The sequence below is a fragment of the Pseudomonas sp. GT1P32 genome (genome assembly GCF_054897805.1).
In genome coordinates, this window is sequence record NZ_CM142704.1 from 3,761,985 (window position 1) to 3,787,175 (window position 25,191).

The following is a 25,191-nucleotide window of genomic DNA, read 5'->3' on the forward strand; positions in this document are numbered from 1 at the left end:
CGCGGGCAAGCCTCGCTCCTACAGTTCATGCACTGCCCCTGTAGGAGCGAGGCTTGCCCGCGAAGAACGATAATGCGGTCTGACGGTTAAACCCCCGCAGCCCTCAACCGCGCCGCATGCTCCACAAACAACCGGATCGGCTCGCCCCCCTTACCGACCCACCCCAACGATTGGTTGACGATGTCAAAGTGATCCAGCGGATACTCATCGCCAATCACCGTGCCCAGATGGGAGCTGTAACGCCCGACCATCCCGTCGCAATGCCCGACTTCACGCACGAAGGTTTTGGCAAACAGCCGACAACTGCGATTCGTCCCGTCGAACAGATTGCGCCCGCGATCGGTCTTGCCTGGCTGCAACGTGCCGGACCACGAGTAATAGCGCACGCCGTTGACCTCTTCCGGCCCGTGCCCGCCCCATGTTTCAGGCAAGCCCTGTGGATAACGTTGGTTGAACAACGCCACACCCGCCGTCGTCAGCGATTCATGGGACGCGTGGATGTCCACCGGCAGCTTCGGCCCGCGATAACCCGTCTCCAGCCAACTCATCAAGACACCGATGATTCGAAGAAAAAACGCCAGCAGCCGCCCCCTCGCGCTGTCCGCCGGATAATGTTTGTGCAAGTAATCCGCGAGTTCCGAGCCGTGATTGGGGCCTGCCACCGAGGTCACGGAAGCCACACGATCCGGGCGTTTGGCGGCGGCGTAACGGGCGGTCAGCGAGCCTTGGCTGTGGCCGATCAGGTTGACCTTCTCGGCACCGGTTTCGCGCAGGATTTCATCGATCCGCGCCAGCAATTGTTCACCGCGCACTTCAGTCGAGTGCAGCGGCGACACCTGAACCGCAATCACCGTCGCCCCTCCCTGGCGCAACGCCGCCACGATCCCGTACCAGTACGGATAAAGCACCAGACGGATAAACCCGAGCATTCCCGGGACCAGCACCAACGGATAACGCGTGGCAGAACCTTGCGACATGGGCGAACGTCCTTGTGATCGGTGAGGTGACGCAAGGCTGAATACAAGACATCAGCCCAGCATCGACATCGAATGTGACAGCTCGACGACCAGTCTATGACATCCGCCTTACTTCAGCCCCGCCACCCCCGCCACGATCAATCCGACCGATACCAGTTTGACCGCCGTCAGGCTTTCGCCGAGCAACGCAAACCCGAGAAACACCGTGCCCAGCGAACCGATAGCGGTCCAGATCGGGTAAGCGATGCTCACCGGCAATTCGCGCATCGCCAGGGTCAGGAAGTAAATCCCGCCCACCGCCGCCACTACCGTGATCAGCGACGGCCAGAGCCGGGTGAAGCCTTCGGCATACTTCATGCCCATGGCGAAGGTGACTTCGAACCCGGCGGCGATCAGCAAAAACATCCAGGCCATCTAGAACTCCCTGGCCAGCGTCAGCAAACGCTGCTCGGCCTCGGCGACGGAGATCTCGAAGGTGCGCTCAGCGGATTCTTCACCCTCCGCGGCCACGACGGTCACGTCGGTAATGCCGATAAACCCCAGCGCCGTGCGCAACAGCGTATCGGCATGGTTCAAGGCCTCCAGTTCACCACCGGGACCGAAACCGAACCCGCCACGGCTGGTGACGATCAGCGCTTTCTTGCCGTGCACCAACGGCTCGTATTGCGCGACACCATTGTCCAGCGTGTGATTGAAGGTCAGTCCGAGCCGCACGACTTGATCGATCCACGCCTTGAGGCCGCTGGGCACGCTGAAGTTGTGCATCGGCGTGGAGATCAGCAGCAGATCGTGGCCCAGCAACTCGGCGACCAGTTCATCGCTGAACGCGAGGTCGGCCTGCATCGTCAGCGGCCGCGCCTCGGGCTCGGGGTAAAACGCGGCGGCCACAAACGCTTCGTTGACCGGAGGAATCAGTGCCCGTCCGACTTCGCGACGAGTCAGTTGCGCTTGCGGATGGCGGGCCTGCCAAGCGCCGACAAACACTTCGGCCAGGCGACGGGAGTGGGAACGTTCGCCCCGTGGACTGGCGTGAATGGCAAGAATTCTGTTCATCTGAATCTCCTGAGGACTAAACTCAAACGGCGTGTGGCATGCAGCTTGTGCCCGCGGGCTTCTCGCCTCAAATGAGAAAAAATCAGCCGGGATGAATTCATTTCATCCATGGAGTGTTCAATGTTTGCCTCGCTGCCACTGACCGCCCTGCGCGCCTTCGAGTCCGCCTCACGCCTGCTGAGTTTCAAGGCCGCCGCCGAAGAACTGTCGGTGACGCCTACGGCGGTTTCCCACCAGATCCGCTCGCTGGAAACCTGGCTCGGCGTGCCGCTGTTCGAGCGACTGCCACGGCAAGTACGCCTGACCGAATGCGGCGAGCGTCTGTTCCACAGCCTGCACGGCGCTTTTCTGGAAGTGGCGCAAAGCGTCGACACCTTGCGCCCGCAACGCAGCGGCACCAGCCTGACAATCTCCACCACCGCCGCTTTTGCTGCTTTGTGGCTGGTGCCGCGACTGGGGCGTTTTTACGCTCGGCATCCGAACATCAGCGTGCGGCTGGACACCCATTGCGAAGTCATCGACCTGCATCAGGACGCCAGCGTCGATCTGGTGGTGCGCTACAGCCTTGATGACTACCCGAACCTTTATGGCCTGTGCCTGTTCGATGAATCGTTCGGCGTTTATGGCTCGCCGGAACAGGTTGCGCAGGCCCGCATCCGGGCACCGACGTTGATCAGCGTGCGTTGGCACAACTCGAAGCTTTACGCCCATGGCTGGGAGGCGTGGTGCTCGCGGTCTGCAGAAACCTGGCTGGAGGAAAACCCGGCGGTCCGGGAATACGACGAAGAGCATTACGCGCTGCAAGCAGCGATCGCCGGACAAGGCCTGGTACTGGCGAGCAATATTCTGGTGTCCGAGAGCGTGGCCAGTGGTTTGTTGGTGGCTTACCGGAGTGAAATCCAGGTGAATGGCGCCGGTTACAGCGCGCTGTGCGTACCGGGTCGTGAACGTCATCCGCCGGTGCGGGCATTTTTTGCGTGGTTGCAGGAGGAAGCCCGATTGTCTGGCTTGTTGCCAAGATCGCAAATCACATCAAACTTTTCGCCGCGCTTGTCACTTGATCATTCAGAACATCAATGAGAAAAATGCGATCACCCGGCGCAACTAATACTATTAGCCAATAACAAAAACCCACACCACAAAAGTTACTGGCGCGCACTTGGTTACAATCACTTTCTGGACTCAACACGCCAGTTCTTTATATTGAAAAGACAGACAACAAGTCTGCCCCAACAAATAAAGGACTATTATTATGCACATTGAAGAACGCCTTGAATTCGTAGACTCGCTGCCCGCTCTCCCGGCAACACTTAAACCCCGCTCATTTTCCGCAAACAGCGTAGACACACCCATTGACCCGAACAAAGAAAGTGCGACTGTCGGCCCGGAAATGATGAACATTTACATGGCGGGCGTTTCAGAGCAAAACAGGGAAGATGTCGACAACTGCAAGTTACTGGTACAGAACGCCGCCAGCCAACTGTACGACCCGATCAAAGAACTTCATCAGTGGTACACCTACTATGTCAACAGCCTGGCAAAACTAGGATGGGTGACCCAAGCCTTTCAGCTAAAAAACCAGACGATCAGGAACAGCGGACTGACAATGGATGTATTGGCCGTTCACGTACTGCAAGGGTTGGTGGGCGCCAACGCTCCGAAACTGGCACAGTTGGCTTCCATCGCTGTAGAGGGTGTCAAAAATAATCAAGGTCTGATTAATATCTACAATCGCAAGGCCAACGTCGGATCCGACGCCAAGTTTGACATGTCGCCTGTATGGCAAACTCCGCAGGGCTCTCCGATGATGGTCCTCAACTGTAATACGTTGAATGTCCGTGAAAGCACACGAGGTATTCTGTTCTGGAAGTCTACAACTCAGTCGACGACTATCAGAACGGCAGCACAAGCTTCTTACTTGAATCTGGCTGTCTATGACCGTGTACGTTACTCGGTTCTGGACAAACTTGGCCAGGCTGCCGATGACTACCTTGAAGGTATTCCAGGCTTCCAGTAAGCAAAAATATTTCCAGCAGCAAAGGGCTCGTGATGTTTCACGCGCCCTTCTAAACAACAAACAAAAATAAGCGAGAACACCGATGCCTAACAGCACAGCGGACACTTATATTATTGATGGCAACATCACCATTTTTATTGGCTCGCACTCGAAAACATTCAAGCAGGACATTATTTACTCCAGCCTGCTGGGACACCTGGTTTCGAATTCTTACAGCATTGCTTCCGACGCATGGCTGAGCTCATACAAAAAAAACATGGGCACTCTATTCTGGGTGACTAAAAGCACTGCAAACCAATTGCTGAAAAAACAACCGGCAAGCATTCTAAAGCTCGCCAAGCCCACGTTATCCAATCATTTATCGGCGACAGAATTCAAACAACTTACCGACGCTCTTGACGCTATAAAAAAACTGCCAAAGGACTCTGACGCTCTTGCGGCCCTGTTGAACAGAATTCAACACAGCAACGACAGCCAGCCATCCGCCAACACGGTTTGTCCTTTACTGACTGTCATCAGTGCGAACAAGACAGTCATTTCATTGCGCCCGGTTTTCGACACAAGCCATTTGGTTGACATTGCGATTCTTGACGAAGATCTCTCTCAAAAAGAAGTACTCAATGGGCCGCAGATCAGCCAATGGTTAACGTATCTGATTGAAGAAAAATACGCCTCCGTGCGCAATAAAGTCATCGAAAAACTGGGAAGCAAGATCACCACCCACTTGCATCATCTTGCAACGCCCGAGCATACAACCCTTAGGGATGTATAACCGGTAAGGACACGCTATCACCCGATAGCGTGTTCACATCCATCAACCTTTAACAGTCTTCGGCGCCTTGCCCGCCTTCATCTGCTCCAGCAACGGCGCACACTGATTCGGCTCACCACCACTCGGTGCCACCAGCGCCAGTAACCCCGCCGCCGGCGCCGCAATTACGCCCAAGGCCACCATCCCCGCCCCGCGCAATATCAGCGGCACCGCCTTCACGCCAGCGTCCGGCTTGATGAACTTGCCTCGCACGTACAGCGGCGAACGCAGGGAAATCAGGCGCCACCCCTTCGATTCCGGGGTGATGGTCAGGTCCAGTTGCTCAGTCGCCATGTTCGCTGTGCCATCGATGTAGATGATCGCGTTCTCGGTATCGAAGACAAACAACCGAGTGGTCGCCAGGCCGGTCTTGATGTCGAAGTCGGCCGCAGCGCAATTGATCTTCACTTCTTTGTCGCCAAAGATTTTGCCGACCAAGTAGTTGCCAACGTTGAGCCCGGCCAGTTCCATCAACTCCCGGCTGATGGCTCCGTCGTTGATCAGCATCTTCAGATTGCCATTGGCCGTGCCCAGCAACTTGGCCACCGAGTTACCGTGACCACTGATGTCGGCATCGCCATTGAGCTCGCCGAAACTGGTTTTCATCGGTTCAAAGGTCGGAAACAGCTGTTTGAGCTTGAAACCACGCGCGGTCAGCTTGGCGTTGCCTTCCAGCGGCTCGGTGCGACCGTTCAGGCGAATCTGCGCATCCAGTTTGCCGCCGGCCACGCCGAAACGCAGGGGTTCGAGGCTGAGCACGCCGTCGGTCAGCGCCAGGTGCGTGTAGAGATCGTTGAACGGCAGTTTTTCACTGTGGACGATGCGCTTGCCGGTGAATTCGACGTCGGCGTCCATGTCGCGCCAGCGCTCGGTCTTGAACTCTTCGACCGGTAACACCTTGTCCGCCGGCTGCTTGCTTTCGCCGCCTCGGGCCTTTTGCTTCGCGTTGGAGTCGGCACCGATCAAGGGCGCAAGATCAGCAAACAACAGTTGATTGGAGAGCAGCGAACCGCTGAGTTTCGGCCGTGGCTGGCTGGCGACGTAGGCCAGGCTGCCATGGATGTCGCTCTCGCCGATCTTGCCGTTGAACTCTTCGTAACGGAACACCGCGCCGCCCGGCTCATGCAGTTTGGCGATCAAGTGGCCGTCGGTGGCGTAGGGTGGCGTATCCGGCAGGGTCACGCCGGTCAACGGATAGAGGTTGCCCAGGCTGCTGCCGGCCAGTTTCAGCCGCAGGTCCAGCGCACCAAGGTGGAGCGGATCGGTCAGCGTACCGGCGAGCTCGACGCTGGTATCGGCGATCTTGACCTGAGCCTGGAGCGGGAAGGGCCGGGCCGAATCCTGTAAGGCCAGCAGGCCGCCGATCTTACCTTCGCCCGCGAGTTTCTGGCCGTGGTATTGGCCTTTGACCTTCAGTGCAAACGCGTAATCCTGGGGAGCCGCACCCTTCTCCTGCGCAGTTTTCGCGGCTTTTTCACCGACGATATCGCTGAACGGGATCGGCTTGCCCAGCGGATCGATGATCAGGTCGAGCCGGGTTTTCAGGCTCTGGTCATCGAGAGTGATATGGCCTTTGTCGAAGCCGATCGCACCGATGTCGACCACCCAACTGGAAGGTTCGGCGTTCGGGTCTTTCGGGTCGAACTTGAAAGTCCAGTTGGCGCGGCCATCGGCAAGGCGCTGCAGGTCTGCGTTTGGTTCGGTCAAGTCGATGCGCGGGATCGTCACCCGTTGCGCCAACAAGGCCAGCGGCGAAATGCGCAGTTCGACGCGTTTGAGCGTCACCATCTGCGGCTGCTTTGACCAGTCCGGGTTGCCGAGGCTCAGATCTTGCGCCACCACATGCGGCCATGGCACCCAGGCGCGCCATCCACCTTCGTCAAGCTCACGCCGCCAGACCACCGAAAGATCGCCATTAATAGCGAACGGACGGTGCAGCTCTTCGGAGACTTTGGTGTTGATTGCCGGTTTGATCCGGTTCCAATCGAAGAACGCGATGATCAGAACCAGTATCGCCAGTAACACAACCAGGCTGGCAAAGGTCCAGGCAAAAATTTTCGGGGTGTGCGTCATTGCACAGGGCTCCTGAATACGACTGAGCGCCCTGACCGCGACGCGCGTGTGAAACGTCAGGCCAGAACCGGCCTGGCGTGAAGCCTAGGACTGGGAAACGGCGCGCAGGTTTAATCGAAATGCGGCTTAACGTTCAAATAATCGGTCGGGGACACCCTGCACTCGAAATCCGGCGTTACCGACCCCGCACTTTTGTGCGACGCATGTGAGTCGAAAATACCCACATCAGTGCGAAAACGTTCACCGGAAAGGCCCGTTCTAGAGCCTTCGCACGGAACAATCAATTCTGTTGATTATTACCATTGCGTTTATGAACTTTTATATCGACTTATCGAGAGTAGCATTGCCCTCGTACCCACTTTGCCGCCCTCCCACGGAGCACATGATCATGAAACGCCAATTACTGTTTAGCCTTACCCTCTCAATGCTGGCCAGCACCGCTTTCGCTCTACCAGCCGCTGACCAGGCCACCCCACAAGTAAAAGACAGCCACTCGGTATTCAGCCAAACCGTTGCCGAAGGTGGTAATGATCGCCTGAAAGAAAAAGGCCTGATCACTCAAGATGGTTCGGATCGCACCCCACAAGGTCAAACCCTGGCCGCTGACGGTTCTGATCGCACCCCACAAGGCCAAACCCTGGCTGCTGACGGTTCCGATCGCACTCCACAAGGTCAAACCCTGGCTGCTGACGGTTCCGATCGCACCCCACAAGGTCAAACCCTGGCTGCTGACGGTTCCGATCGCACTCCACAAGGTCAAACCCTGGCTGAAGGTGGTGGTGACCGCGTAATCGAACGCAACAGCGCTGTGAGCTAAGCCCATGGCGGCCTTGAAAAAAAGCCCAATCCACGGATTGGGCTTTTGATTTTATAGAAGCCACGCATTCCCTCGCATCCCCCCCGATAGTCGTTCGACGCCGGCAAAGCCGATTTGCTAGAGTGCGCCGCTGTCTTGTCCAGAAAACACCCTTGCGATGCTGCCCCGCGCCGAACAGAAACAACAAACCCGCAACGCCTTGATGGACGCTGCCCGCCACTTGATGGAGTGCGGCCGAGGATTCGGCAGCCTTAGCCTGCGCGAAGTAGCGAAAACCGCCGGCATCGTCCCCACCGGTTTCTACCGGCATTTCGCCGATATGGATGAACTGGGCCTGGTGCTGGTGAGCGAAGTCGGACAAACGTTCCGCGAAACCATCCGCCTGGTGCGTCACAACGAGTTCGTCATGGGCGGCATCATCGATGCCTCGGTGCGGATTTTTCTCGACGTGGTGTCGGCCAATCGTTCGCAATTCCTGTTTCTGGCCCGCGAGCAGTACGGCGGTTCGCTGCCGGTGCGTCTGGCCATCGGCCGCTTGCGCGAAGACATCAGCTCGGACCTGGCGGCCGATTTGTCGCTGATGCCAAAGCTGCAACACCTGGACATCGCTGGTTTGAGTGTCATGGCCGATCTAATCGTCAAAAGCGTGTTTGCGACCCTGCCGGAAATCATTGATCCGCCGGCCGAGGCGTTGCCCGCGCATTTGACACCACAAGCGAAAATCACTCAGCAGCTGCGCTTTATCTTCATCGGCCTAAAGCATTGGCAAGGCCTGGGCAGCACGGAATAACCCTCCTGCGCGCCGATCTCCTGTAGGAGCCGGCTTGCTGGCGATTCAGACGACACGGTGCGTCTGAACCACCACCCCCCTTGTAGGAGCTGGCTTGCCAGCGATGGCGCCCTTCAGCCAATAAAGTTGTCGCCTGACCCACCGCTATCGCCAGCAAGCCGGCTCCTACAAGGTTTGGTGGTGAATGCGGGATCGCGAACAATCTGGAGCACACCCTGCGCCGTCATTTGGTGCGCCTTTCCCAGCCTCGCACCAAATTGCCGCAACAAACTGAAACGCCATCCATACGCCGACAGGCATTTCCTACACTTCCGCCGATTGGCAAGCCCCTTGCTCTAGCCTGACTATTGTCCATTGCTGGAAGCTTTCCGATGCTGGTGATTCATCGCAGAATCGACCCTCAACCCGTCTGGGCCGCCGAGTTGCACCTGACCTTCGAAGCCCGAAGCAAAAGCCGTTTGCGCTGTTTCAGTGCCGAGGGTGAAGACGTCGGGTTGTTTTTGGAGCGCGGTCAGCCGCCGCTGTCTGATGGCGAATGCCTACAAGCAGAAGACGGTCGCATCGTCCGCGTCTGCGCCCGCCCCGAACAACTGCTGCACGTCACCTGCGCCAACGCCTTCGAACTGACCCGCGCGGCCTATCACCTGGGCAATCGCCACGTCGCCCTGCAAGTCGGTGATGGATGGTTGCGCCTGCTCGACGACTACGTGCTCAAGGCCATGCTCGAACAACTTGAAGCCAAGGTCGAAAACATCGAAGCGCCGTTCCAGCCGGAGCACGGCGCCTATGGCGGTGGCCATCACCACTCTCGGCATGGCGACGAAGACTTCAATTACCCGCCGAAACTGCACCAGTTCGGCGTGCGCCAATGAACCCGGCCTGGGCGCTGTTGCGCCTGGCCAGTCCGCAATTGCCGATTGGCGGCTACAGCTATTCCCAAGGTCTGGAAATGGCGGTGGATAACGGCCGGGTAAGTGATTCCGACAGCGCCCGTCGCTGGATCAGCGATCAATTGCTGCTGAACCTGGCACGCTTCGAGGCGCCCCTGCTGCTCGCCCACTGCATGGCCGCCGCCACTGAAAACTGGGCCGAACTGCTGCAACGCTGCGAAGAACACCGCGCCAGCCGGGAAACCCGCGAGTTGCATCAGGAGAGCCGACAGATGGGCTACTCCTTGCAGCAACTGCTCAACGGTTTGCCGGAACTCGACGCACCGGCCCGCGCCTTTCTCGAACAACGCCCCGAACCGCATCTGGCCCTCGGCTGGGCGCTGGCTGCACGCGCCTGGCACATCAGCCCGCAAGACGCACTGGCCGCGTGGCTCTGGAGCTGGCTGGAAAACCAGTTGGCGGTGCTGATGAAAACCCTGCCGCTGGGCCAGCAAGCCGCGCAACGCCTGACCAGCCAACTGCTGCCGCTGCTGCAACAAGCCCAGCAGGACGCCACCCGAATCAACCCCGACCACTATGGCAGCGCCGCTTTCGGCCTGTCGCTGGCGTGCATGGCCCATGAGCGCCAGTACAGCCGTCTGTTCCGTTCCTAGGGCCTGTTATTTTGGAGAATCACATGAACACACAACCTCTGCGCGTCGGCATCGGCGGCCCGGTCGGTTCCGGCAAAACCGCCCTGACGCTGGCCCTGTGCCTGGCGCTGCGCGAGCGCTACAACCTCGCGGTCGTGACCAACGACATCTACACCCGCGAAGACGCCGATTTTCTGGTACGCAACCAGGCCCTGGCGCCGGAACGGATCATCGGCGTGGAAACCGGCGGCTGCCCGCACACGGCGATCCGCGAAGACGCCTCGATCAACCTCGAAGCCGTGGATCAACTGAACCGACGCTTTCCGGGGCTGGACCTGATTCTGGTGGAGTCCGGAGGCGACAACCTTTCGGCCACGTTCAGCCCGGAATTGTCCGACCTGACGATTTACGTAATCGACGTCTCGGCGGGCGACAAGCTGCCGCGCAAAGGTGGGCCGGGAATCTGCAAATCCGACCTGCTGGTGATCAACAAAGTCGACCTCGCACCGCTGGTAGGCGCGTCGCTTTCGATGATGGACAGCGACACGAAGCGCATGCGCAACGGCAAACCGTTTGTCTTCAGCAACCAGAAAACCGGGCTGGGCCTGGAAGAAATCATCGCCTTCATCGAGCGCCAGGGCCTGCTGACCGCAGCCTGATTACGATCAAACTTATCAACAAGGAAGCTTATCCATGACACTTAAACGCATCCTGGGCGCCATGGCCCTGCTGCTGACTCCGGCCATCGCCTTCGCCCACCCCGGTCACGGCGACAATGGCTTGATCGCCGGCATCAGCCACCCGATTGGCGGCCTTGATCACTTGCTGGCGATGGTTGCCGTCGGGCTGTGGGCGGCACAGCAGAAAGGCGCTGCGCGCTGGGCGCTGCCGTGCACGTTCGTTGGCACCATGCTCATCGGCGGCCTGCTCGGTTTTGAAGGGCTGAACCTGCCAGCGCTGGAAAGCGGGATTGCAGCGTCGGTACTGGCACTGGGGCTGGCGGTGGCGTTGGCGGTACGTCCGCCACTGAGCGTGGCGGTGGGTGCGACGGCGTTGTTTGCGTTGTTCCATGGCGTGGCGCATGGGCTGGAATTGCCGGACATGTCGAGCCCTTGGGCCTATGCCGCAGGGTTTGTGGCGGCAACGGCGGCATTGCATGCGGCGGGTTATGCCGTGGTTCGTGTATTGCCGCAAGCAGCGGCGCCGCTGGTTCGTCTGGCGGGTGCGGCGTCGGCAGCGACCGGTGTGTGGTTGCTGGCGGGTTGATTGTGTATTGCCTGTGATGACCTCTTCGCGGGCAAGCCTCGCTCCTACAGGAGTAGTGTTTCTGTAGGAGCGAGGCTTGCTCGCGAAGGCGGCCTGACAGACACCACATCTCTCAGGCCTGATAACATGTCGCGCAATCAACCCTGCCGTGACGACGCCAGCCAATGCCTCATGCTCCCCGCTCCGCTTCCCAGCCTGAATTGACCGCTCTGTTTGCCGCGGTGCAACAGCATTTCCAGGACGTGATCGTGCCCCTCTGGCAAGGCCCCGGCTGGAATGCCGAACTGGCGCTGCCCTACGAAGCACTGGATGCCGAGCATCATCCCTTGCCACCGCAACGCTACCGGGCCATGGCCTGCGCGCGGCAGCTGTATCTGTTTTCCAGCCTGATCGGCCAGGTCCCGGGCGCGAAAGAGCGTGCGGCTGCGTTGTTCCGCTCGTTGCAGCAACATTTCCACGATGCCGAACACGGTGGCTGGTTCTACAGCATCGACCCGCAGGGCGCGCCGCTGGATCAGCGAAAGGATCTCTACACCCACGCCTTCATCCTCTTCGCCTGCGCCCATTACTGGGACAAGGTTCGCGAACCGCTGGTGGAGTCAGTGCTCAACGCTGTGCTGGAAGTGCTTGATCAACGCTTCAGTTCGGGCGATGGCTTGTACGAAGCCTGCCTTGAGCGTGATTGGTCGTTGCTGAACACCGGGCCGTTGCAAAACCCGCTGATGCACTTGGCCGAAGCGTTTCTTGCCACGCTTTCAGTGCGTGAAGACCTCGCCGTGCAGCGTGCGCTCGTCGAGTTATGCACAGCCATGCAACAACGCTTTATCGATCCGCAACACAGTGTGTTGATGGAAAAGCCGCTGGGGTCTGTGGATAACTGGTTTGAACCGGGACACCAGTTCGAATGGTATTTCCTGCTGGAATCTTCACCGCTGTTGCGCGGATCGAAACTGCACGCCTCTGTGGAACGCGCCTTTGCGTTCACCGAGCAACTGGGCGTCGATCAATCGAGTGGCGCCGTGCGCGCGATGCTCACGCTCGACGGGCATTCGAAAGATGCCACCCAACGCATCTGGGCTCAGGCTGAATACCTGCGTGCGTTGACGCTGCGCCCGGACAGCGGGGCATCGGTATTGCACCAGTTGCAGGCGCTGCAACAGCGTTCTCTGCATGCGCGCGGCTGGTATGAGTGTCGTGACGAGAACGGTGAAGTGAGCCGGCAGGATATGCCGTCTACTACGCCTTATCACTTGGCGACCTGCTATGGCGGGCTGGCCGACTATCTTCGTTGACTGAAAGATCGCTATCGCCAGCAAGCCGGCTCCTACAAAGGTGAACCTGTAGGAGCGAGGCTTGCCCGCGAATGGCCGTTACGCGGTCTTACGCCTTGTTACGCTCAATCGCAAACCCGGCCCACGTCTGGCTCACCGGCATCAACTCGAGGCTGTTGATATTGATGTGCGCCGGCGCATTGAGCACCCAGAAAATGGTCTCGGCGATGTCTTGCGGCTGGATCGCCTCGGCACCGGCGTAGGTCGCGTTGTAACGCTCCTGGTCACCGGCAAAGCGCACCAGCGAGAACTCACTCTCACACAGGCCCGGCTCGATGTTGCTGACGCGAACGCCCGTGCCTTGCAGGTCGCAGCGCAGGTTCAGGGAGAACTGTTTGACGAACGCCTTGCTCGCGCCATACACGTGGCTGCCCGGATACGGATAGTTGCCGGCAATGGAGCCGAGGTTGATGATGCCGGCGCCACGGCCATGGGCGATCAGACGCGGCAACAGCAGGCGAGTGCTGTACATCAGGCCCTTGATGTTGGTGTCGACCATGGTGTCCCAATCATCAAGATCGCACTTCGGCGCCGGATCCACGCCGAGCGCCAGGCCAGCGTTGTTGATCAACCCGCGCAGTTTGGCGAAGGACGGTGGCAGGTTGGCGATCGCCTCCTCCATGGCCTTGCGATCACGCACGTCGAGCACCAGGCCATGGACCTCGGTCTGCTTCGACAACTCGGCGCACAAGGCATTGAGGCGCTCTTCACGACGACCTGTCAGCACCAGTTTCCAGCCAGCCTCGGCAAAACGACGGGCACAGGCTTCGCCAAAACCGGAAGTCGCGCCGGTAATAAACAGGGTGTTGGACATCGTGTTCTCCTTGCTTCGGCAGACGGGCCGCCATTGGAATAGAAAATCAGCTGGCAGCATGCCCGGCCTTGCCGACAGCGGCAACCATCAGAAAATCTGTACGAAAAACAACCAACGCGACCAACGCCATATACGCCGTGGCCTGTAGCTATGTACGCGCACGTTATCCACAGGCCGGTCCACAGTTTCCGGGGGCAAGTGAAAAAGCTGGAAGCCGCTGTGCACAAGGCTTTGCGGGCAGATCAGAAAGTTTTTCGCTTGACCCTGAAGTGCTGGCTGTGTAGCCCAAGGCATTTTGCACGATTGACCGGGTTAGCCAACGATGGCGCCAAGCCAGTAACTACGCACCTTAGCCGAGTCTTTCCAGAGTTTAACCACAGACTTATCCACAGGCTGCCTTCGTATGTTTCAGGCCTCTTTCGCAATCAATAAAAAGGTTGACAACGCTGACCTCAAGCCCAGCAAAAACGCCTGATCAAAAAACAACCACATCGCTGCAAGCCACGATTTCAAAGGCTCTCAGCCAGCTACTCCCACGTTATTCACAGCCAGCTCCACAGCAAACGGGGACAAGTCAAAACCGTGACAAAACAACTATTTGCAGCGGCTTTATGTCGCGCTTTGAGAGCTTGTGAATATTGTTTTCCACAATTTCCCGAAAGCACACCACAGGCACCTGTGGGAGCGAGCTTGCTCGCGATGGCGGCGGCACAGTCAGCATTGCGGTGACTGACCCACCGCCATCGCGAGCAGGCTCACTCCCACAAGGGATTTGCGGTGTATTGGAGGCGTAAAAAAGCCCCGGCGATTGCTCGTCGGGGCTTTGGGTATTTCAACAGGACTCAATGCCCGCCGAGATAAGCGTTACGCACCTCTTCGTTCACCAGCAGCTCCTTGCCGGTGCCACTGAGGCGGATCTCGCCGTTGACCATCACGTATGCCCGATCCGACAACCGCAGGGCGTGGTTGGCGTTCTGCTCGACCAGAAAGATGGTCATGCCGGTCTTGGCCAGTTCCCGCAGGGTGGCGAAGATCTGTTTCACCACAATCGGCGCGAGCCCCAGGCTCGGCTCATCGAGCAACAGCAGTTTCGGCCGGCTCATCAACGCACGGGCGATGGCGAGCATTTGCTGTTCGCCGCCGGACATGGTCATGGCCCGCTGGGTCCGCCGCTCTTCGAGACGCGGAAACAGCTCGAACATGCGTTGCATGTCTTCCTTGGCGTACTTGTCACCAATCGGGATGGTGCCCATCAACAGGTTTTCCTCGACAGTCATGTCGGGGAACACGCGCCGGCCTTCCGGTGATTGCGCAATGCCGTTGGACGCAATGTAGTGCGACGACTTATGGGTGATGTCCACGCCCTGGTAGATGATCTGCCCGTCCGCCGCGCGCGGCTGGCCGAAAATCGACATCAGCAGGGTCGACTTGCCCGCGCCGTTGGAGCCGATGAGGCTGACGGTTTCCCCTTCGTTGATGTGCATCGAGACTTTTTTCAGGGCCTGGATCGGGCCGTAAAACACGTCCAGGTCTTTGAGTTCGAGGATCGGTTTGCTCATAGCACCACCTCCTCTTCATCGGCGCCCAGGTAGGCTGCAATCACTTTCGGATCGTTGCGAATCGCCTCGGGGCCACCCTCGGCGATGACGACGCCGTGGTCCAGCACCACGATGTGGTCGGAAATGCTCATAACCATGCCCATGTCATGTTCGATCAGCACCACGGTCAGATCGTGCTCGTCGCGCAGCAGCCGGATCATCGCGCTCAGCGCTTCGGTTTCCTGAGGGTTGAGGCCGGCAGCCGGTTCGTCGAGGCAGATGATCTGCGGCCGGGTGCACATGGCCCGCGCAATCTCCAGACGACGTTGCTGGCCGTAGGACAACTCACCGGCCAGACGGTTGGCGCAATCCACCAGGTCCACCACTTCCAGCCAGTAGAAGGCGTGGTCCAGCGCATCGCTTTCAGCCTTGCGGTAGCCCTTGGTGTTGAGGATGCCCGCGAGCATGCTGCGGTTGACCCACATGTGTTGGGCCACCAGCAGGTTTTCCAGCACCGACATTTCCTTGAACAGGCGAATGTTCTGGAAGGTCCGCGCCAGGCCGGCACGGTTCACCAGGTGAGTGCCGCCGAACATCTTGTAGTGGAGCCGGCTGATGAAGTTTTTCGGCGATACAAAATCAGTCGCCTTGAACGGTTCACCGAGCATTTTGATGACATCGGTGCGCTCGCCGCGCACGTTGAGTTCGATCTTGCCGCCCGAGGCCTTGTAGAACCCGGTCAGGCAGTTGAACACGGTGGTCTTGCCGGCGCCGTTGGGGCCGATCAGGGCGAAGATCGAGTTGCGCTTGACCTTCAGGCTGACATCGTTCAACGCCTTGATGCCGCCGAAGTGCATCATCAGCTTCTCGACCGAGAGTACGACTTCGCTCATGGCGCTACTCCTTTACGCGGGGTCACACCGGTACGGCTGATCCGAATCAGGCCGCGCGGTCGCCAGATCATCATCAACACCATCAGGATGCCGAACAGCAGCACGCGGTATTCCGCGAAGCCACGCAGCAGTTCCGGGGCCACCGTCAGCACGAAGGCTGCGATAACCACGCCGATGGTCGAACCCATGCCGCCGAGTACCACGATGGCGAGGATCAGAGCCGATTCAAAGAAGGTGAATGAGGTCGGGTTGACGAAGCCTTGGTAAGTGGCGAAGAACACGCCAGCGAGGCCGGCCGTCGACGCACCGATGGTGAACGCCGAAAGCTTGACCAGCACGTGGTTCAAACCCATGGAACGGCAGGCGATTTCATCTTCACGCAAGGCTTCCCAGGCGCGACCGACCGGCATGCGAGTCAGGCGGTGCTTGATGTACAGCACGGCCAGCACGACCAGGAACAATACCGCGTAGATGAAGTAGTACTTCACGTCGGGGTTATAGGCGATGCCGAAAAACTCGTGGAACGGAACACCACCGTCCTTCGCCCTTTTGCCGAACTCGAGGCCGAAGAAGGTTGGCAGGGGTGCCGGCATACCGTTCGGGCCACCGGTCAGGGTCAGCCAGTTATTGAGGATCAAGCGGATGATTTCACCGAAGCCCAGGGTCACGATTGCCAGGTAGTCACCGTGCAGGCGCAACACCGGGAAACCGAGGATGCAACCGGCCAGCCCCGCCGTGATCGCCGCCAGTGGCAGCACCGTCCAGAAACCCAGCCCCAGGTATTGATAACCGAGTGCCAACCCATAGGCGCCGATGGCGTAGAACGCCACGTAACCGAGGTCGAGCAGGCCGGCCAGGCCGACCACGATGTTCAGGCCAAGCCCGAGCAGCACGTAGATCAACCCGAGGATGACCACGCCCAGCAGGTAGGAGTTGGAGAAAAACGGGAACACCACGGCGATGACAATCATCAGCGGGATGATCCAGCGCAGCCGGGATTTGTAATCAGGTGGCAGTACATGAACCCCCGAACCGGTGGTTTCAAAGCCTTCGAGAATTCTCAGGCCTTTCGGCGTTTGCAGGAACAGGCTCAAGGCAAAGCGGCCGGCCATGACGATGGCGACAATCCACGCCACTCGGGTCGTTTCCAGATTGAAGCCGTAGCCGTCGAGGACTATGCCAACAATCGGGCCGAACACGATGAGGGCGACAAGACCGGCAAGAATCGCGTCAACCAGGCTTCTTTTGAGATCAATGGTTTTTTTAGTGGTTGAAGACATCGCTTACACCTTCGACACAAGAGGACGGCCGAGCAGGCCTTGGGGCCGAAAGACCAGAACGAGAACGAGCAGCGAGAAGCTGAAAACGTCTTTGTAGTCCGAGTTGACCAGACCCGAGAACAGCGACTCGGAAATCCCGAGAATGATCCCGCCGAGCATCGCGCCAGGCAGCGAGCCGATCCCGCCGAGTACCGCTGCGGTGAACGCCTTGATGCCGATGACGAAGCCTGCGTAGAAGTCGAACGTGCCGTAGTTCATGGTGATCAGCACGCCGGCCAGGGCCGCCATTGCCGCACCGATGATGAACACGTAGGAAATGACGCGGTCGGTGTTGATCCCAAGGATGGAGGCCATCTTGCGGTCTTGCTGGGTGGCGCGGCACATGCGGCCGAGCTTGGTGTACTTGATGACGTAGGTCAGCAGGGCCATGCCGGCGAATGCGGCAACCAGGATGAAGATCTTGGTGTAGGTGAGCTGAACGAAGCCGCTTCCGACTTCCACTCGCCATGCACCGGTCAGCAGGGTCGGTACGCCTTGTTGACGGGCGCCCTGTGCGATCTGTGCATAGTTTTGCAGGATCAGCGAAATACCGATGGCGCTGATCAGCGGTGCCAGTCGGGTGGAGTTACGCAGGGGTTTGTAGGCAACACGCTCGATGACCCAGCCATATACCGCTGTGACAATGATGGTGAAGACCAGTGTGCCAAGCATCAGCAGAGGGAAGGATTCAATACCGAAGTATGCCAGCAGAGCCAGACTGATTGCCGCGAGGTAAGCGGAAATCATGTAAACCTCGCCGTGGGCGAAGTTGATCATGCCGATGATGCCATAGACCATTGTGTAGCCGATGGCGATCAGGCCATAGACCGACCCGAGGGTCAGGCCGTTGACCAGTTGCTGCAGGAAAATACCATCCATAACGCAATCTCACGCATTTGAGAGACTGCACAAAAGCGAGGTGCGACGGACCGGGGTTCAGCCACCCGCGCAACACGGTTGTGTGCAGCTCTACGAGAAAAGACAGGTACTGCACGGACATGTTCTTCGATTGCCCGGCGCGCAAGGCGCCGGGCAGATCAACAGCTCATATCACTTCTGTTTTTCCAGTTGGTGGTATTTGCCATCCTTGTCCCACTGATAAACCACGTAGTCGGAGACTTTCAGGTCGCCCTTGGCGTCCCAGGTCTTCTCGCCCATCACGGTTTTAACCGGGTTTTTCTTCAGCCACTCGGCCGCTTTTTCGCCGCTGTTGGACTTGGCGCCGTTGAAAGCAGCCGCCAGGGTCTGAACCGAAGCGTAGGCGTACAGGGTGTAGCCTTCTGGCTCGGTGCCAGCCTTGCGGAAGGTGTCTACCACGGTTTTGCTGTCTGGCAGCAGGCGTGGGTCGGCACCGAAGGTCATGTACACGCCATCAACGTTCTGCGGGCCACCGGCGGTGGTCACGAGTTCGTCAGTAACGATGCCATCATCGGACATGAATTTGACGTCTTTGAGGCCTTGTTCACGCAGTTGGCGAACCAGTGGACCGGCTTCCGGGTGCAGGCCGCCGAAATAGACGACATCGGCACCGGCTGCACGGATCTTGGTCACCACGGCGCTGAAGTCTTTCTCGCCGCGGGTCAGGCCTTCGTACAGAACCGGCGTTACGCCGCGCTTGGACAGTTGAGCCTTGGTGGCATCGGCCAGACCTTGGCCGTAGGTGTCTTTGTCGTGCAGAACCACGACTTTCTTGCCTTTGAGCACGTCGACGATGTAGTCGCCGGCAACGATGCCCTGCTGGTCGTCACGACCGCACATACGGAACATGGCGCTCAGACCACGCTCGGTCACTTGTGGGTTGGTGGAACCCGGAGTGATTGCGATGATGCCTGCTTCGTCGTAGATCTCGGAGGCCGGGATGGTCGACGAGGAGCAGAAGTGACCAACCACGCCTGCCACTTTCTGGTTGGTCAGGTCCTTGGCGACCGTCACAGCCTGTTTCGGTTCGCAGGCGTCATCGCCCTTGACCAGTACGATTTTTTCCCCGTTGACGCCGCCCGACGCGTTGATTGCGTCGGCTGCTGCCTGTGCACCCTTCATGTACTGCTCGCCAAATGCTGCGTTGGCGCCTGTCATAGGACCCGCAACACCGATTTTTACGTCAGCCTGTGCAAACGCAGAAACACCCAACGCAGCTGCCACTGCGAGGGCCAGAAAGCCTTTCTTGTAAAACGTCTGGGACATGAGGTGGTGCTCCAAGGTTTTTTTTTAGTTGGCACTGCGACTTCACTGAATGCTCAGAGCAAGGGCCGTGCCATCGGTTTTTTATTCTGAAAAAAGTCGCTGCTTTATTGTTATTTCGACTGTTTCGAGCCCATTTTCATTGAGCGTGCAACCGTCTAAACCGCGGAAGGTGAAACCATTTATTTTTTAAGGCGCAACCCTCGCGCGCCATCATTGCAACCGCGGCGCCAAACGACGTGCAACCAGCCTGTAACAACGTGCGTCACCGAAGTGCACACTGCTGGTGCGGTACTGCTACAACCCGCACCTTTTACAGGCTAGCCGCTGCGCCGAAAAGCGCCGCTTCCAGCAACAAATTTCAACAATCAGATAACGATCCGCAGGCACTGGCCTGCGTGATACAGCGAAAAACCCGCCTCGTATAGACAACTGCGCAAGCCCACCCCTGCCAGTGGCTGCATGGGTGCGAAGGGAATCGGCAGCGCCTGAGGATTTCCGTTACACAAATAATCGGCAAAGGCTTTGCCGACCACCGTCCCCGTAGTCACGCCCCGTCCGTTGTAACCGGTGACTGCCACTAAACCGGGCGCTGGTTCGAACAGGCGCATCAAATGATCGGGAGTAAATGCGATGCAACCGGTCCAGGTGCACTCCCATTCCACCTGTTTGAGGTACGGAAAATAGTGCTGCTGAACCCGGTCAGCCCAAGCCTTGAGGAACCAGGTCGGCTTCTGATTGCCATTACCCAGACTGCCAAGCAACAGGCGACCGTCTTTGTCACGACGAATACTGCTGAGCACCTGCCGGGTGTCCCACGAGCCTTGGCCACCCGGGAGAATTTGCTGCGCGGCGTCGTCAGTCAGCGGCACCGAGGCCACTTGATAGTAATAACCGGGGAAGAAATTGCGCCGCAGTTCCGTCCAGTCACCTTCGGTGTAAGCGTTGGACGCAATCACGACTTGCTCGGCAAGCACCGAACCCTGCGCCGTTTGCACCGACCAGCGCTGGCCCTGACGTTCGAGCCTGGTCACGGGAGAATGATCGAACAGCCGACCGCCAAGGCCGATAGCTGCTTTGGCCAGCCCCGTGGTGTAAGCCATCGGGTTGATCGTGCCGGCACGCTTGTCGAGCAACGCGGCGGCGATCTTTTTGGTGCCGGTTGCTTGTTCGCAGGCTTGACCGGTCAGCAGTTCCACCGGGGCACCGCGACGTTTCCATTGTTCTTCACGACTGCGCAAATCCGCTTCGCCACGGGCGTTGTGCGCCATGTGCAACGTGCCTTCGCGGCGTAACTGGCAATCGATGTTGTATTTGTCGACCAGGCTGAACACCAGGGACGGTGCGGCACCCAGCATGCGATTGAGCTGACTGCCCACCGCTTTGCCGAACCCGGCTTCGATCTCGTCCGGTGGAATCCACATGCCGGCGTTGACCAGCCCGACGTTGCGCCCCGAACCGCCATGACCGGCACGATGAGCTTCCAGCACACACACCGTCTTGCCTTGTTCCAGCAGATGCACCGCCGCCGACAGGCCGGTGAACCCGGCACCGATGACGCAGACATCGACCGTCACTTCGCCCTTGAGCGCAGCATTGTCGGGCCTTTGCGGCGTCAGTTTTTCCCACAGACACTCTTCGCGTAACGGCATTGCCAGACTCCAACAGAAACCTAACAAACAGAAAAAGCTTCGCTGGCAAGCCAGCTCCTACAGGTTATGCGCAACGACACAGACCGTGTAGGAGCTGGCTTGCCAGCGATGGGGCCCGATCAGTCGAACGTAATGCCTTGCGCCAACGGCAACTCCAGCGAGTAGTTCACGGTGTTGGTCTGGCGGCGCATGTACCCGCGCCAGGCATCGGAGCCCGACTCACGACCACCGCCGGTTTCTTTCTCGCCACCAAACGCGCCGCCGATTTCCGCGCCGCTCGGGCCGATGTTGACGTTGGCGATGCCGCAGTCGCTGCCCACCGCCGACATGAACTGCTCGGCTTCACGCACGTCGGTGGTGAAGATGCACGAAGACAGGCCTTGTGGTACCGAGTTGTTCAAACGCAGGGCTTCGTCGAAGTCTTTGTAGCCGATCACATAAAGAATCGGCGCGAAGGTTTCGTGGCAGACCACGTCGCTCTGCTCCGGCATTTCAACAATGGCCGGCGAGACGTAGTAAGCGTTCGGGTATTTGTCTTCCAGCTGACGCTTGCCGCCGAAGACCCGGCCGCCTTCGCTCAAGGCCTGCTCCAGCGCATCCTGCATGTTGTCGAAGCTGTGCTTGTCGATCAGCGGGCCGATCAGGTTGCCTTCCAGCGGGTTGCCGATACGCACTTTCGAGTACGCGGCTTTCAGGCGGGTGACGATTTCTTCTTTCACCGATTCGTGAGCGATCAGGCGACGCAACGTGGTGCAACGCTGACCGGCAGTGCCGACGGCGCTGAACAGAATGGCGCGAACGGCCATGTCCAGGTCTGCGCTTGGGCCGAGGATCATGGCGTTGTTGCCACCCAGTTCGAGAATGCTGCGGGCGAAACGGGCGGCGATTTTCGGTGCCACTTCGCGGCCCATGCGGGTGCTGCCGGTGGCGCTGATCAGCGCGACACGCGGGTCATCGACCAGTGCTTCGCCGGCATCGCGACCGCCAATGATCACCTGGCTCAGGTGCGCAGGTGCATCGCTGAAGTTCTTCAGTACACGGTCGAACAGCGCCTGGCAGGCCAGCGCGGTCAACGGGGTTTTCTCCGACGGCTTCCAGATCACCGGGTTGCCGCAAACCAGCGCCAGCGTGGTGTTCCAGGCCCAGACCGCGACCGGGAAGTTGAACGCACTGATCACGCCCACGACGCCCAGCGGGTGCCAGGTTTCGCGCATGTGGTGGCCAGGACGCTCGGAGGCGATGGTCAAGCCGTACAGTTGACGGGACAGACCGACGGCGAAATCGCAGATGTCGATCATCTCCTGAACTTCACCCAGACCTTCCTGAGTGATCTTGCCGGCTTCCCAGGACACCAGCTCGCCGAGGTCGGCCTTGTATTCGCGCAGGATGTCGCCCAGTTGACGCACCAATTCGCCACGGCGCGGGGCCGGGACCTTGCGCCACAATTCGAACGCATGATCTGCGCGACTGATGTGCTGCTCGACTTCAGCGGCGCCTTCCCAGTTCACAGAGGCGATCTTGCTGCCATCGATCGGCGAATGCACCGGCACTTTGCCGTTCTGGTACAGGGCCGGGTTCACACCAAGACGATCAAGCAATGCGGCAACCATGGGTCACTCCTCAAGCTAAAACAGAAAACGTGCAGCCGGAATATCACGGCTGATCAGACCTGTAGTTTTAGCTCGCCGGAGGTTACCCAACAAACGACCTTTAAGAGAGATATCATTCCGTTTATTCATGCTGCGAATTGCTGGTCAGTAAGAAACAAGAAAAAAGGACAACCCATGCTGAATAAACGCTACCTGCCGTCGATCACCGCGCTGCAGTGTTTCGAGGCCGTGACCCGGCATTTGAGCTTCACGCGGGCCGCCGAAGAGCTGAACCTGACCCAGAGCGCTGTCAGCAAACAGGTCGCGCAACTCGAAGAATTGTTGCAGCACCTGTTGTTCCGGCGGGTGCGCCGACGCCTGCAAATGACCCCGGCCGGTGATTTGTACCTGGTTGAGGTACGAAAAATCCTCACGCAAGTCGAGATGTCGACCCATTACCTGCGTTCCTACGGCGGTGAAACCGAAGTCCTGCGTGTCTCGACGCCTCCGACTTTTGGCGCCCGTTGGCTGGTGCCTCGATTGAAAGGCTGGCGCCTGCGCCATCCGTCGATTCATCTGGACCTGTGCAGCGAGCAGGAAGCCGATGACCTGCTGCAAGGTCGCAGCGATCTGGCGTTCTATTTCGGCCAGGGCTCACGGCCCCGCACCGAATGCCTGAAGCTGTTCGGCGAAGAGCTTGTTCCGGTGTGTGCACCGAGTAGCCTGCCGGCCACGCCGTTCACCGATCCGACGCAACTCACCGACTTGGTCCTGCTGCAAAACGCCTCCCGACTGCAGGCCTGGCACGACTGGTTCGACAGCCAGGGTTACCACACCGAACACAGCTACCACGGCCCGCGCTTCGAAACCTTTTATATGTGCATTCGCGCTGCACAGGTCGGCTGCGGTGTAGCGTTGTTGCCGCGGTTTCTGGTGGAAGAGGAATTGGCCGACGGCAAACTGGTCATTCCCTGGCAGCATGCGATGCCCAGTTCCGACGCCTATTACCTGGCGTACCCGGAGCATTCGGCGGAAGTGCCGAAGGTGCGGGATTTTGTGAAGTGGATGCTGGAGCAAATCGATAGCCCTGTAATGCCTTGAGGACGCCTTCGCCGGCAAGCCGTGCTCCTACAGGTTTCGAGCCAGACAAAGATCCTGTAGGAGCCGGGCTTGCCGGCGAAGAGGCCATCAGCAGCGGCATAACCCTCACAAAAAAACACTGGCAATACCCAGCGCTGATATGCGCCACTAGCCCCCATCATTGAAACAGCTGCAACGTCGCCGCCACGGGCCGCGGCCAGCCTGGAGAACCCCGTTATGAGCGAGAGTGTGTTTGCCGATCGCATCGTGCAGAACCTGCTCGACACCGACTTCTACAAACTGACGATGATGCAGGCGGTGCTGCACAACTACCCGAACGTGGAAGTCGAATGGGAGTTTCGTTGCCGTAACAGTGAGGATTTGCGCCCGTACCTGGCGGAAATCCGCTTTCAGATCGAGCGCCTGGCCGAGCTGAGCCTGAGCGCCGACCAGTTGAGTTTCATGGAGCGCATCAGCTTCATGAAACCGGATTTCCTGCGTTTTCTCGGGTTGTTCCGCTTCAATCTGCGTTACGTCCACACCGGCATCGAAAACGGCGAACTGTTCATCCGTCTGCGCGGACCGTGGCTGCATGTGATCCTGTTCGAAGTGCCGCTGCTGTCCATCGTCAGCGAAGTGCGCAACCGCTTTCGCTACCGGGAGATCGTGCTGGTGCAGGCGCGTGAGCAGCTCTATCGCAAGTTCGACTGGCTGACCGCGAATGCCAGCAGCGACGAATTGTCCGAATTGCAGGTAGCCGATTTCGGTACTCGCCGTCGCTTCTCTTACCGTGTGCAGGAAGAAGTGGTGAACGTGCTCAAGCACGATTTCCCCGGGCGCTTCGTCGGCACCAGCAACGTACACCTTTCGCGAGAGCTGGACATGAAACCGCTGGGCACCATGGCCCACGAGTGGATCATGGCCCACCAGCAACTGGGTCCGCGGCTGATCGACAGCCAGATCGCCGCCCTCGATTGCTGGGTCCGCGAGTACCGCGGCCTGCTGGGGATCGCCTTGACTGACTGCATCACCATGGATGCCTTCCTCAACGACTTCGACCTGTTCTTCGCCAAGCTCTTTGACGGTCTGCGACATGACTCCGGTGATCCGGTGATCTGGGCGGAGAAGGCGATCGCCCACTATCAAAAGCTGGGTATCGACCCGATGAGCAAGACGCTGACGTTCTCCGACAGCCTGACGCTGCCCAAGGCGCTGGAAATATTTCGCGCATTGCGCGGTCGGATCAATGTCAGCTTCGGCATCGGTACCAACCTGACGTGCGATATTCCGGGTGTCGAACCGATGAGCATCGTGCTTAAAATGGCGGCCTGCAACGGCCAGCCGGTGGCAAAGATCTCCGACGAGCCTGGCAAGACTCACTGTAAAGACCCGAATTTCGTTGCCTATTTGCGACACGTTTTCAAAGTTCCTGCCGCCCTTTCCAGCACACCAAGCAAGGAGTGAATTC

General features: G+C 58.9%; 24 protein-coding genes. 12 read left to right on the forward strand and 12 right to left on the reverse strand.

Going from position 1 to position 25,191, the window contains the following annotated elements:
- Nucleotides 1-86 precede the first annotated feature (86 nt).
- From ACYZUC_RS17290 to ACYZUC_RS17300, 3 genes are all read right to left on the reverse strand, one after another.
- Nucleotides 87-977: an alpha/beta fold hydrolase gene (locus tag ACYZUC_RS17290; protein WP_461989437.1), complete on the reverse strand. Its 891-nt coding sequence runs from the start codon at nucleotides 975-977 to the stop codon at nucleotides 87-89.
- A gap of 108 nt (nucleotides 978-1,085) precedes the next feature.
- Nucleotides 1,086-1,391 carry a DMT family transporter gene (locus tag ACYZUC_RS17295; RefSeq protein WP_461989438.1) on the reverse strand — a complete coding sequence of 102 codons (306 nt, stop codon included), beginning with the start codon at nucleotides 1,389-1,391 and terminating at the stop codon, nucleotides 1,086-1,088.
- Nucleotides 1,392-2,030, reverse strand: coding sequence for an FMN-dependent NADH-azoreductase (locus ACYZUC_RS17300; protein WP_461989439.1), 639 nt, complete (start codon nucleotides 2,028-2,030; stop codon nucleotides 1,392-1,394).
- A gap of 108 nt (nucleotides 2,031-2,138) precedes the next feature.
- Between ACYZUC_RS17300 and ACYZUC_RS17305 the strand changes: the two genes are divergently transcribed.
- The 3 genes from ACYZUC_RS17305 to ACYZUC_RS17315 all read left to right on the forward strand — a co-directional run bounded on the left by ACYZUC_RS17305 (nucleotide 2,139) and on the right by ACYZUC_RS17315 (nucleotide 4,819).
- The gene (locus tag ACYZUC_RS17305; protein ID WP_461989440.1) at nucleotides 2,139-3,110 is read left to right on the forward strand and encodes a LysR substrate-binding domain-containing protein; all 972 of its coding nucleotides are present in this window, start codon (nucleotides 2,139-2,141) and stop codon (nucleotides 3,108-3,110) included.
- A gap of 172 nt (nucleotides 3,111-3,282) precedes the next feature.
- Nucleotides 3,283-4,047 (forward strand): hypothetical protein, encoded by a 765-nt coding sequence (locus ACYZUC_RS17310; RefSeq protein WP_461989441.1) that lies wholly within the window; start codon nucleotides 3,283-3,285, stop codon nucleotides 4,045-4,047.
- Between the two features lie 82 nt (nucleotides 4,048-4,129).
- Nucleotides 4,130-4,819, forward strand: a complete 690-nt coding sequence (locus ACYZUC_RS17315) for a hypothetical protein (RefSeq protein ID WP_461989442.1) — start codon at nucleotides 4,130-4,132, stop codon at nucleotides 4,817-4,819.
- A gap of 42 nt (nucleotides 4,820-4,861) precedes the next feature.
- Here the strand turns inward: ACYZUC_RS17315 and ACYZUC_RS17320 are convergent, their stop codons facing one another.
- Nucleotides 4,862-6,931 carry an AsmA family protein gene (locus ACYZUC_RS17320; protein ID WP_461989443.1) on the reverse strand — a complete coding sequence of 690 codons (2,070 nt, stop codon included), beginning with the start codon at nucleotides 6,929-6,931 and terminating at the stop codon, nucleotides 4,862-4,864.
- A gap of 388 nt (nucleotides 6,932-7,319) precedes the next feature.
- Here ACYZUC_RS17320 and ACYZUC_RS17325 point away from each other — a divergent pair, with 388 nt between their 5' ends.
- The 7 genes from ACYZUC_RS17325 (at nucleotide 7,320) to ACYZUC_RS17355 (ending at nucleotide 12,618) form a co-directional block, all read left to right on the forward strand.
- Entirely contained in the window at nucleotides 7,320-7,748 is a 429-nt protein-coding gene (locus ACYZUC_RS17325) for a hypothetical protein (RefSeq protein WP_461989444.1), read from the forward strand.
- Nucleotides 7,749-7,905: 157 nt separating this feature from the next.
- Complete coding sequence (locus ACYZUC_RS17330) at nucleotides 7,906-8,538, forward strand: TetR family transcriptional regulator (RefSeq protein WP_008035416.1); 633 nt, start codon at nucleotides 7,906-7,908, stop codon at nucleotides 8,536-8,538.
- A gap of 371 nt (nucleotides 8,539-8,909) precedes the next feature.
- Nucleotides 8,910-9,410, forward strand: coding sequence for an urease accessory protein UreE (ureE, locus tag ACYZUC_RS17335; protein ID WP_461989445.1), 501 nt, complete (start codon nucleotides 8,910-8,912; stop codon nucleotides 9,408-9,410).
- Entirely contained in the window at nucleotides 9,407-10,081 is a 675-nt protein-coding gene (locus ACYZUC_RS17340) for an urease accessory protein UreF (protein WP_461989446.1), read from the forward strand. Before ureE ends, ACYZUC_RS17340 begins: the two co-directional genes overlap by 4 nt.
- A 23-nt stretch (nucleotides 10,082-10,104) precedes the next feature.
- Entirely contained in the window at nucleotides 10,105-10,719 is a 615-nt protein-coding gene (gene ureG, locus ACYZUC_RS17345) for an urease accessory protein UreG (protein ID WP_008035409.1), read from the forward strand.
- Nucleotides 10,720-10,753: 34 nt separating this feature from the next.
- Nucleotides 10,754-11,326 carry a HupE/UreJ family protein gene (locus ACYZUC_RS17350; protein WP_461989447.1) on the forward strand — a complete coding sequence of 191 codons (573 nt, stop codon included), beginning with the start codon at nucleotides 10,754-10,756 and terminating at the stop codon, nucleotides 11,324-11,326.
- A 164-nt stretch (nucleotides 11,327-11,490) separates the two neighbouring features.
- On the forward strand, nucleotides 11,491-12,618 hold the full coding sequence (locus ACYZUC_RS17355; protein ID WP_461989448.1) for an AGE family epimerase/isomerase: 1,128 nt from the start codon (nucleotides 11,491-11,493) through the stop codon (nucleotides 12,616-12,618).
- 88 nt (nucleotides 12,619-12,706) lie between these two features.
- Here ACYZUC_RS17355 and ACYZUC_RS17360 read toward each other — a convergent pair whose 3' ends face one another.
- From ACYZUC_RS17360 to amaB, 8 genes are all read right to left on the reverse strand, one after another.
- Nucleotides 12,707-13,471: an SDR family oxidoreductase gene (locus tag ACYZUC_RS17360; protein WP_253401545.1), complete on the reverse strand. Its 765-nt coding sequence runs from the start codon at nucleotides 13,469-13,471 to the stop codon at nucleotides 12,707-12,709.
- A gap of 842 nt (nucleotides 13,472-14,313) precedes the next feature.
- Nucleotides 14,314-15,030, reverse strand: coding sequence for an ABC transporter ATP-binding protein (locus ACYZUC_RS17365; protein WP_461989449.1), 717 nt, complete (start codon nucleotides 15,028-15,030; stop codon nucleotides 14,314-14,316).
- Nucleotides 15,027-15,902 carry an ABC transporter ATP-binding protein gene (locus tag ACYZUC_RS17370; RefSeq protein WP_192226937.1) on the reverse strand — a complete coding sequence of 292 codons (876 nt, stop codon included), beginning with the start codon at nucleotides 15,900-15,902 and terminating at the stop codon, nucleotides 15,027-15,029. The genes ACYZUC_RS17365 and ACYZUC_RS17370 overlap by 4 nt, the downstream gene beginning before the upstream one ends.
- On the reverse strand, nucleotides 15,899-17,182 hold the full coding sequence (livM, locus tag ACYZUC_RS17375) for a high-affinity branched-chain amino acid ABC transporter permease LivM (RefSeq protein WP_461989450.1): 1,284 nt from the start codon (nucleotides 17,180-17,182) through the stop codon (nucleotides 15,899-15,901). The genes ACYZUC_RS17370 and livM overlap by 4 nt, the downstream gene beginning before the upstream one ends.
- Before the next feature lie 3 nt (nucleotides 17,183-17,185).
- On the reverse strand, nucleotides 17,186-18,100 hold the full coding sequence (locus ACYZUC_RS17380; RefSeq protein WP_008035385.1) for an ABC transporter permease subunit: 915 nt from the start codon (nucleotides 18,098-18,100) through the stop codon (nucleotides 17,186-17,188).
- Between the two features lie 171 nt (nucleotides 18,101-18,271).
- Nucleotides 18,272-19,405 (reverse strand): branched-chain amino acid ABC transporter substrate-binding protein, encoded by a 1,134-nt coding sequence (locus ACYZUC_RS17385; RefSeq protein WP_461989451.1) that lies wholly within the window; start codon nucleotides 19,403-19,405, stop codon nucleotides 18,272-18,274.
- A 365-nt stretch (nucleotides 19,406-19,770) separates the two neighbouring features.
- Nucleotides 19,771-21,054 (reverse strand): L-pipecolate oxidase, encoded by a 1,284-nt coding sequence (amaA, locus tag ACYZUC_RS17390; RefSeq protein WP_461989452.1) that lies wholly within the window; start codon nucleotides 21,052-21,054, stop codon nucleotides 19,771-19,773.
- 119 nt (nucleotides 21,055-21,173) lie between these two features.
- Entirely contained in the window at nucleotides 21,174-22,664 is a 1,491-nt protein-coding gene (amaB, locus tag ACYZUC_RS17395; RefSeq protein WP_192226936.1) for an L-piperidine-6-carboxylate dehydrogenase, read from the reverse strand.
- A 174-nt stretch (nucleotides 22,665-22,838) separates the two neighbouring features.
- Between amaB and ACYZUC_RS17400 the strand changes: the two genes are divergently transcribed.
- Entirely contained in the window at nucleotides 22,839-23,744 is a 906-nt protein-coding gene (locus ACYZUC_RS17400; protein ID WP_461989453.1) for a LysR family transcriptional regulator, read from the forward strand.
- Between the two features lie 216 nt (nucleotides 23,745-23,960).
- Nucleotides 23,961-25,187, forward strand: coding sequence for a nicotinate phosphoribosyltransferase (gene pncB, locus ACYZUC_RS17405; protein WP_461989454.1), 1,227 nt, complete (start codon nucleotides 23,961-23,963; stop codon nucleotides 25,185-25,187).
- The last annotated feature ends 4 nt before the right edge of the window (nucleotides 25,188-25,191 follow it).